The following is an 8,834-nucleotide window of genomic DNA, read 5'->3' on the forward strand; positions in this document are numbered from 1 at the left end:
ACTGCAAGACGCAGCAGATCTCAAAATCGCAACCGCTGCGGAGTTGCAGCAGTTGCAGGCATGGAAGACATATCGCGTGCAGCTCAATCGGCTCGCAAGCGATGCAGGCTTCCCGGCATCGGTATCTTGGCCCGATCAGCCGGCATGATGAAGACGCGGCGACGGTCTTGATGTTGCTGCATCCAGACCGCCCCGCACTAGCAGAACGAGCTGCCAGCATGGCCAAGGCCGCGCCACCTGTGCACAGGCGCGGTAAGGCTACCATTTTGAAACGGATTTACAAAATGGCATCTCCAATTGTTCCCTGGCTCGGCGGCAAGCGTAGGCTGGCCGATCGCCTCCTCCCGTACTTTCCGCTACATCAGTGCTACGTCGAGCCGTTCGCTGGAGGAGCCGCTATGTTCTTCCTTCGCCCCGTGCCGGCGGAGGTCGAGGTTCTGAATGACGTTAACGGTGAGCTCATCAATCTGTACCGAGTCGTCAAGCATCATCTTGAAGAATTCGTGCGCCAATTCAAGTTTGCGCTGTCAAGCCGACAGGTGTTCAAGTGGCTGCAGATGACGCCAGAGGAGACATTGACGGACATTCAGCGCGCCGCTCGGTTCTTCTATCTGCAGCACTCTGCCTTCGGTGGGCGCGTTGATGGTCAGTCATATGGGACGGCTACCACGTCGCCGCCGGGCCTCAACCTTCTTAGGATTGAAGAGAACCTATCTGTTGCACATCTGCGCCTGGCCAGCGCGTATGTTGAGAACTTGCCTTGGACGGACTGCATTCGGCGCTACGATCGCCCACACACGTTTTTCTTTATGGATCCGCCATATTGGGAGACGGAAGGCTACGGCGTGACGTTCGGGTGGGAGCAGTACGAACAACTGGCAAGCATGTTGCGCAAGCTGAAGGGAAAGGCGATGGTGACGCTCAATGACCACCCGGCCATCCGCTCCCTGTTCGCTGGCTTCCACATCGAATCGACTGACATCACGTACACCGTTGGCGGCGGAGGCGGTGCCCCACGCCGCGAGCTGATCATTTTCAGTTGGGACGTGCGCGCTGACCCCGCCGGCCTAGTCTAAGTCGCCAGGGTCATTTTTTGAAATTCTCTTTCGTCTGGCGTAACTAGAACTACAGGCGTTTATCTCAGCTCGTAGCGCTCAAATTTCGCGCGCCGCTTCAGTCGAGGAACACCAGATCCGGCCCGGCGTCACGCTGGTCGTGTCCGACCTGCAGGTGCACCATCACTACGAAGCCACGTCCTTCATGACGCCGCGCTTCTCCGCCATCATCATGCTGCAGGGCCAGGCGCGCGCGCAGCTCGACCGCCAAAACGACGTACCGCTGGTCGCCCATAGCGGCATCAGCGCCTTGTATGGCGACAGCGCATGCATGACCGGCATCCATCCGGCCGGCCAGCGCCTGCGCAGCGTCAACCTGTCCTTGTCCGAGCCCGAGGCCGCCGGCGACGAGCGCGCCAGCGAGATGATATGGAAGGCGCTGCGTTCGCCGGCCGGCCTGCGGCTGCGACGCTGGCAGGTGCAGAACCATCTGCTGCTGGCCATCGAGCACCTGCTGGACTGCGGCTGGGACCACCCGCTGCGCAACCTGCTGCGCGAGGGCGTGGGCGCCCAGCTGCTGGCGCATGCGCTGGCCTCGCTGGACCAGGCGCCGCCGGCCGATCAGAGCCTGTCGCAGCGCGACCGGCAACTGCTGGAACGCGTGCGCGAACGGCTGCACGATGCGCCCGGCGAGGACCACACGCTGGAGGCGCTGGCCAAGCTGGCCTGCATGAGTCCCAGCACGCTGCGCGCCAAATTCCAGGCCGCCTACCGGCAATCGGTGTTCAGCTGGCTGCGCGAGCGGCGGCTGGAAGTGGCCCGCCAGCATCTGGCCCAGGGCTGGAGCGTGCAGCAGGCCGCGCATTTCGTCGGCTATCGCCACGCCACCAACTTCGCCACGGCCTTCCGCGAGCGCTACGGCGTGGCCCCCAGCGAACTGAACTGAATCAGCGCGCGGACGCGATGGCGGCCTCTTCCCCATCCTCGCCGTCCGTACTCCCGCGCTTTGCCGTCCGCTTCCGGCGGCAGCCATTGCTCCGCCGGCATTGCGCATTCCCGGCGCCGGCCCGGCTGGGCCACCATGATGCGACGCCGCCCAATCCGGGCGGCCCTTGCCATGGAAGCGCCCGTGTCCCGCCCCGTTCCCCTGCCTGCCTTCCCGGTCATGGTGCTCATGCTGGGCCTGCTGTCCTGCGTCGCGCCCGCGACCATCGACGCCTACCTGCCTGCGTTCGGCGCGCTGGGCCGGGAATTCGGCGTGCCGCAGGACACCGTGCAGCTGACGCTCGGCGTCTATATGTTCTGCTATGCGGCCATGCTGCTGCTGCATGGCACGCTGTCCGACTCGCTGGGCCGGCGCCGCGTGGTGCTGACGGCCCTGGTCTGCTACGTGGCCGGCGCGCTGCTGGCCGCCGCCGCGCCGGACTTCGGCTGGCTGCTGGCGGCGCGCGCGTTGCAGGGCCTGTCGGCCGGCGCCGGCATCGTGGTGGGCCAGGCCATCGTGCGCGACTGCTACGAGGGCGCGGTGGCGCGCCGCGCCATGTCCTACCTGATCCTGGTGTTCAACCTGTCGCCGGCGCTGGCGCCCATCGTCGGCGGCTACCTGGCCGCGCACCAGGGCTGGCGCGCCGTGTTCCTGCTGCTGGCGGTACTGGCCACGGCCGCGCTGGCGCTGTGCGCGTTGCGCCTGCCCGAGACCCTGGCTCCGGAACAGCGCCAGCCCTTGTCCTGGCGCGGCCTGGCCCGGAACTACGGCCGGGTGCTGGGCGACGCGCGCTTCGTGTCGCTGGGGCTGGCCTTCAGCCTGGTCTTCGCCGCCCAGGGCTTCCTGATCGGCGCCGCGCCCGACTTCATCACCAACGTGCTGGGCTTGCAGGAAACCGACTTCGCCTACCTGTTCGTGCCGCTGGTGATCGGCGCCATGCTGGGCGCGCTGTTCGCCGCGCGCAAGGCCGGCAGCTGGAGCGACGCGCGCGTCACCGCGCTGGCCTATCTGCTGATGGGCGGCAGCTGCCTGGCCAACCTGGCCTATGTGGCGGCGGCGGGCCGGCCCGCGCTGCCCTGGGCCGTGATCCTGCCCGGCGTCTTCACCTGCGGGCTGGCCATGTCGGTGCCCGCCATGACCTTGCGCATCCTGGCGCGGGTGCCGCAGCTGTCCGGCACCGCCGCCTCGGTGCTGGGCTTCATGCAGATGCTGACCTTCTCGCTGGTCAGCGGCTGGTGCGTGCCGCTGGTCTATGGCCAGCCGCTGCGGCTGGCGCTGGCCATGCTGGCCTGCGTGGCGGCCAGCGCGCTGGGCTGGGCCTGGCTGCACCGCAAGCCGCGGCCACTGGCCAACGCCGAGCCGGGCTGAGCGGCCGATCCCTGTCCGCACGCTCGCGCGCGGCGCTATTCCGCGCGACGCCATCCCTTTACTGCTTCGCGCCCGTTCCAGCGGAATTCCGGCGGCGTTTGCCATATGGATCGCGTCATCAGGCATACATCAGCCTATACGTAAAAATCAATAATTCTCATTACCAGATTTTTCCGTTTCGCTCGTTGCCTATTTCGCCGGAGTTCGTTGCCATGTCGTCCGCTTTGCCCACGCCCGCCGCGCCGCCGCGCCGGGCGCGCCCCTTGACCCACGCAATTCAGACGGCCTTGCTCTGCTCTGCCCTTGCCCACCAGAACGCCAGCGCCCAGGTCGCCGCCGAGACCCAATCCGCGCCGGGCGGCGTGGCCCAGATGCCTGCCGTGACCGTGACAGGCGCCAGCCTGGGCGGCATCACCGAAGGCACGAATTCCTACACCACCGAGTCCATGAGCACCGCCACGGGCCTCACGCTGGCGCCGCGCGAAACGCCGCAATCGGTCAGCGTGGTGACACGCCAGCAGATCGAGGACCAAGGCCTGCGCGACACCGGCGCGATCCTCGCGTCGGCGCCCGGCATCTCGGTAACGCGCAGCGACAGCAACCGCTATTCGTTCTCGGCGCGCGGTTTTTCCATCGACAACTTCCAGTTCGACGGCCTGTCCACGCCCATCCTGAGCCTGTGGAACTATGGCACCACCGACATCGACGCGGCGATCTACGATCGCGTGGAAGTCGTGCGCGGCGCGACCGGCCTGATGAACGGCTCCGGCAATCCGTCCGCCGCCGTCAACTTCGTGCGCAAGCGTCCGCTGCGCGACTTCGCCGCCTCGGCCAGCATCGGCGCCGGCAGCTGGGACAAGATCCGTGGCGAGGCCGACCTGTCTATGCCCCTGACCGAGAACGGCAAGATCCGTTCGCGCGTGGTGGCCGCCTACAGCCAGGGCAACAGCAACGTGACCTTCCTGGATGCGCGCAGCCGCACGTTCTATGGCGTGGTCAGCGCCGACCTGACGCCCGACACCGTGCTGACCGCCAGCGTGGAATACCAGCGCAACATCAGCCACGGTTTCGGCAGCGGCTTTCCCCTGTTCTACAGCGACGGCTCGCGCACCGACTTCAACCGTTCGGTCGCCAACAATACGCCCTGGGCGCGCCAGGACACGGAATCCACCACCTATTTCGTCGACCTGACCCACCGCTTCGCCAATGACTGGAAGCTGCGCGCGGCCTATAGCCACAGCGACGGCAAGTACCGCATGAAGCAACTGTTCCGGGGCGGCTACCCGGACCGCGCGACCGGCCTGGGCATGACCAGCAACTTCGCCAACTACGACGGCCGGCGCGACCGCGACGACATCCACCTGTCGCTGAACGCCCCGTTCACGCTGTTCGGCCTGCGCCACGAGATCGGCGCCGGCTGGATGAGCATTGACGACCAAAGCGACATTCAGCAATACGCCATGGTCGGCCCCAAGCCCGCCGTCGGCAGCTATTTCAACTGGCGCCAGGACCATATCGCGGAACCGACATGGTCGGACAGGAAAACGACGGCCGATGACCTGCGCACCAAGCAGACCGGCGCCTACATCGTGGGCCGTTTCGCCCTGGCCGAGCCGCTGCACCTGATCGCGGGCGGCCGATGGAGCGACTGGAAGACCACCCAGAACTACTTCGGCTCGCGCCGCGAATACAAGGTCAACAACCAGTTCACGCCCTATGCCGGCCTGATCTACGACATCAACAAGACCTACACGGCCTACGCCAGCTACACCGAGATCTTCCAGCCGCAAAACGCGCGCGACACGTCCGGCTCGATCCTGCCGCCCATCGACGGCAAGAGCTACGAGGTCGGCCTGAAAGCCGCCTATCTGGAAGGCAGGCTGAATGCGTCCGCTGCGCTATTCCAGACCCGGCAGAACAACCTGGCTCAGACGATCCCCGGCTCCAGCGTGCCCGGCTTCCCCAATATGCAGGCCTCGCGCGCCGTATCCGGCGCCAAGGTCGAGGGCATTGACCTGGAGGCCAGCGGCCAGCTCGCGCCGGGCTGGAACCTCAGCGCCAGCTACACCCACTTCACCGCCAGGGACGCCGACGGCAAGCCCATCAACACCAGCCATCCGCGCAGCCTGTTCAAGCTCTACACCACCTATCGCCTGCCGGGCGACCTGCACCGGCTCACCGTGGGCGGCGGCGTGGACTGGCAGAGCCGCATGTACCAATCCGCCGCCAGCCCGCGCGGCAACGTGGACGTGGAACAAGGCAGCTACGCGCTGGTCAACCTGATGGCCAGATTCGATTTCAGCAAGCAGGTGTCCGCCACCCTGAACGTGAACAACCTGTTCGACCGCAAGTACTACGACCAGATCGGCTTCTACAGCCAGGGTTGGTGGGGCGCGCCGCGCAACGTCATGCTGACGCTGCGCGCGCAATATTGATCGAGGGAGCGGCAAGGCAGGATGCGTTTTTCTTTCCCAGCATGGAGGCAGGCGCCGCGACGAGGCGCGGCGGCCTGCCTGTGCGCGCTCGCGCTGGCCGGTTGCGACCGGCCGGCCGGCGGCGCGAGCGACACCTCTGAAGCGCCGGCGGCCACATCCGCCGCTCCCGCCCCCGATCCCGCCGCCGCTTTCCCGGTGACGCTGCAAGGCGCGCTCGGCACGGCCATCATCAAGGCCCCGCCCAAACGCGTCGTCACGATCGGCCTTGGCGCCGATGATCTGGCGGTGTCGCTGGGCGTGGTGCCGGTGGGCGTCAGCCGCGCCGACTGGGGCGGCGACGCCCGGCACTACTGGCCCTGGGTGCGCGCCGCCATCGAGGCTCGCGGCGCGCCGCTGCCGGCCCTGATCACCGAATACCCGGAACTGGACGTGGAACAGATCATCGCCTTGCAGCCCGACGTGGTGCTGGCGCCGTTCTCCGGCATGAGCGCCCAGGCCTACGCGCAGCTGTCGCGCTTCGTGCCCGTGGTCGCCTATCCGGAGCATCCCTTCCTGACGCCGGTGGACACGCAGATCGACCTGACCGCCGCCGCGCTGGGCAAGCGCGCCGAGGCCGATGCGCTCAAGGCCCGCATCGCACACTCGCTGCAGCGCGTCGCGCGCGACAACCCGGAACTGGCCGGCAAGACCTTCGCCTACGTGCGCGCCGACCTGGGCTCGGGCAATTTCGCCGCCTATGTCGCGGGCGATCCGCGCGTGGACACGATCAGCGCCATGGGCCTGACGCTGGCCCCGTCGGTGCGCAAGCTGCGCGCCAGCGCCGGCCACTTCGCGCACTACCTGGGCTTCGAGCATGCCGACCGGCTGGCCGACGTCGACATCCTGGTGTCCTGGTTCTACAACGACGCCGAACGCGACAGGACGGCGGCCATGTCGCTCTATGCCGCCATTCCGGCCGTCAAGCGCGGATCCTACGTGGCCTTGAGCGATCCGTCGCTGGTCATGGCGTCCTCGTCCGGCGCGCCGCTGGCGGTGGACTGGATGCTGGACCGGCTCGCGCCGCAACTGGCCGCCGCCGCACTGCGCGCCCGCCCCGGCAAGCACGCGAGTCCATGATGCACCGGCATGCGAAGGTCACGTTCGCGATGCACCGGGCTGACTCGCGGCAGGCCGGCATCTCGCGCAAGGCCGCCCCATGACGGCACGCGCGCGCTGGGGCGCGCTGGGCCTGTGCGCCCTGCTGCTGGCCGCCTGTACGCTGGGCAGCCTCTGCCTGGGTTCCAAAGACCTAGCGCCCGCCGACGTATGGCGCGCGCTGACCCGGCCCGACGACAGCTACGCGGCGCTGGTGGTCGCCTCGCGCGTGCCGCGCACATTGCTCGCCTTCCTGACCGGCTCGGCGCTGGCCGTGGCCGGCGCGCTGATCCAGACGCTGACCCGCAATCCGCTGGCCGACCCCGGCCTGCTGGGCGTGAACGCCGGCGCGGCCGCATCCATCGTCACGCTGGCGCTGGTCACGGGCGGCCTGCCGGCCCATCCGTTCTGGGCCGCGTTGCCCGGCGCGCTGGCGGCCTCGGCCGCCGTGTACTGGCTGGGCGCGGGCGGACGCGGATTGATGCCGGTGCGCCTGATCCTGGCCGGCGCCGCCCTCAACGCCGTGCTGTACGCCTATGTGCAGGCCGTCGCCCTGTTGCGCAGCGACATCTTCGACGTCTACCGTTTCTGGGCCGTGGGCTCGCTGGCCGGCCATTCCCTGGCCGCCGCCGGCGTCGCCGCGCCCTATGTCGCCGCCGGCCTGCTGCTGGCACTGGCGCTGGCGCGGCCGCTGAACCTGCTGGCGCTGGGCGGCGGCATGGCGCGCGCCCTGGGCCTGTCGGCCGGCCGCCACCGGCTGGCCGGCCTGCTGTGCATGGCGGTGCTGGCCGCCGCCGCCACCGCGGCCTGCGGCCCGATCGCCTTCGTCGGGCTGGCCGTGCCGCATGTGGCGCGGCGGCTCGCCGGCCCCGACCTGCGCTGGCAGCTGGCGTTCTGCCTGCTGCTCGGCCCGGTCCTGATGCTGGCCGCCGACATCCTGGCGCGGCTGCTGCGCGCGCCGGCCGAGCTGCTGACCGGCGTGGTCGTGGCCTTCATCGGCGCGCCCTTCCTGCTGGCCGCGCTGCGCCGCGACCAGGGTGAGGCTCAATGAGCGCGCTTCCCGTCCACGACGCCAGCGGCGAGGTGCGCACGCGCTCCGTCCACGCCGCGCCAATCCTGCGCGCCGGCCGCTGGCTGGCCGTACCGATGCCGCCGCGCGCACTGGCCTATGGCGCGGCGCTGATCCTGTTGATGCTGCTGTCGGCCGCGCTGGCGCTGACGCTGGGCGCGCAAGGACTGTCCTGGCGTGAACTGCCCACGGTGCTGGCCGGCGGCGGCACGCCGGTGCAGCAGTGGCTGGCCTACACCCTGCGGCTGCCGCGCGCGCTGGCCGCGCTGGGCGCGGGCGCGGCGCTGGGCCTGTCGGGCGCGCTGTTCCAAAGCGTGACCCGCAATCCGCTCGGCAGCCCGGACGTGATCGGCCTGACCGCCGGCGCGTCGGCCGGCGCCGTGGCCGCCGCCATGGTGTGGCCGGGCCTGCTGCCGGTGGCCTGGGGCGCGGCCGCCGGCGCGCTGCTGGCCATGGCCGCCGTCTGGTTCGGCTCGGGCGCCGGCTTCGCCGCGCCGCAGCGCATGGTCGTGGCCGGCATCGCCGTGGGCGCGCTGGCGCTAGCCTTCGTGCAATACGCGCTGTCCAACCTGCGCCGCGAGCAAGCCCACCTGGCCGCCACCTGGCTGAACGGCAACCTGGCCGGCAAGACCTGGAGCGACGCGCTGCTGATCGCGCTGGCCTGCGCCGTGCTGCTGCCGCTGGCGATGGCCCTGGCCGCGCGCCTGCGGCTACTGGAGATGGGCGACGAACTGGCCCACGCGCTGGGCGCGCGGCCCCGGCGCACGCGCGGCGCGGCCACGCTGATC

General features: G+C 69.2%; 8 protein-coding genes. All 8 read left to right on the top strand.

Annotated elements, in window-relative coordinates:
• The first annotated feature begins 1 nt into the window (after position 1).
• Positions 2–148 (top strand): tail fiber assembly protein, encoded by a 147-nt coding sequence (locus ACEU5R_RS31440; protein WP_392413786.1) that lies wholly within the window; start codon positions 2–4, stop codon positions 146–148.
• A gap of 136 nt (positions 149–284) precedes the next feature.
• Positions 285–1,076, top strand: coding sequence for a DNA adenine methylase (locus ACEU5R_RS31445; protein WP_392413788.1), 792 nt, complete (start codon positions 285–287; stop codon positions 1,074–1,076).
• Positions 1,077–1,137: 61 nt separating this feature from the next.
• The gene (locus ACEU5R_RS31450; RefSeq protein WP_392413790.1) at positions 1,138–2,001 is read left to right on the top strand and encodes a helix-turn-helix transcriptional regulator; all 864 of its coding nucleotides are present in this window, start codon (positions 1,138–1,140) and stop codon (positions 1,999–2,001) included.
• A 219-nt stretch (positions 2,002–2,220) separates the two neighbouring features.
• Positions 2,221–3,408 (top strand): multidrug effflux MFS transporter, encoded by a 1,188-nt coding sequence (locus ACEU5R_RS31455; RefSeq protein WP_392413792.1) that lies wholly within the window; start codon positions 2,221–2,223, stop codon positions 3,406–3,408.
• A gap of 212 nt (positions 3,409–3,620) precedes the next feature.
• Complete coding sequence (locus tag ACEU5R_RS31460; RefSeq protein WP_392413778.1) at positions 3,621–5,843, top strand: TonB-dependent siderophore receptor; 2,223 nt, start codon at positions 3,621–3,623, stop codon at positions 5,841–5,843.
• 21 nt (positions 5,844–5,864) lie between these two features.
• Complete coding sequence (locus ACEU5R_RS31465; protein ID WP_392413780.1) at positions 5,865–6,959, top strand: ABC transporter substrate-binding protein; 1,095 nt, start codon at positions 5,865–5,867, stop codon at positions 6,957–6,959.
• A gap of 79 nt (positions 6,960–7,038) precedes the next feature.
• Positions 7,039–8,028, top strand: a complete 990-nt coding sequence (locus ACEU5R_RS31470) for a FecCD family ABC transporter permease (protein WP_392413782.1) — start codon at positions 7,039–7,041, stop codon at positions 8,026–8,028.
• A partial coding sequence (locus ACEU5R_RS31475) for an iron chelate uptake ABC transporter family permease subunit (RefSeq protein WP_392413784.1) occupies positions 8,025–8,834 on the top strand: 810 nt, incomplete at its 3' end. The genes ACEU5R_RS31470 and ACEU5R_RS31475, both read left to right, overlap by 4 nt.

The sequence above is a fragment of the Achromobacter sp. 413638 genome, assembly GCF_043119405.1.
Lineage (GTDB): Bacteria > Pseudomonadota > Gammaproteobacteria > Burkholderiales > Burkholderiaceae_B > Achromobacter.

Bases quoted from the DNA above. Each gene is read 5' to 3' on its own strand.
- ACEU5R_RS31445 (WP_392413788.1), top strand. From the start codon at position 285: ATGGCATCTCCAATTGTTCCCTGGCTCGGCGGCAAGCGTAGGCTGGCC.
- ACEU5R_RS31455 (WP_392413792.1), top strand. From the start codon at position 2,221: ATGGTGCTCATGCTGGGCCTGCTGTCCTGCGTCGCGCCCGCGACCATC.
- ACEU5R_RS31460 (WP_392413778.1), top strand. From the start codon at position 3,621: ATGTCGTCCGCTTTGCCCACGCCCGCCGCGCCGCCGCGCCGGGCGCGC.
- ACEU5R_RS31465 (WP_392413780.1), top strand. From the start codon at position 5,865: ATGCGTTTTTCTTTCCCAGCATGGAGGCAGGCGCCGCGACGAGGCGCG.
- ACEU5R_RS31470 (WP_392413782.1), top strand. From the start codon at position 7,039: ATGACGGCACGCGCGCGCTGGGGCGCGCTGGGCCTGTGCGCCCTGCTG.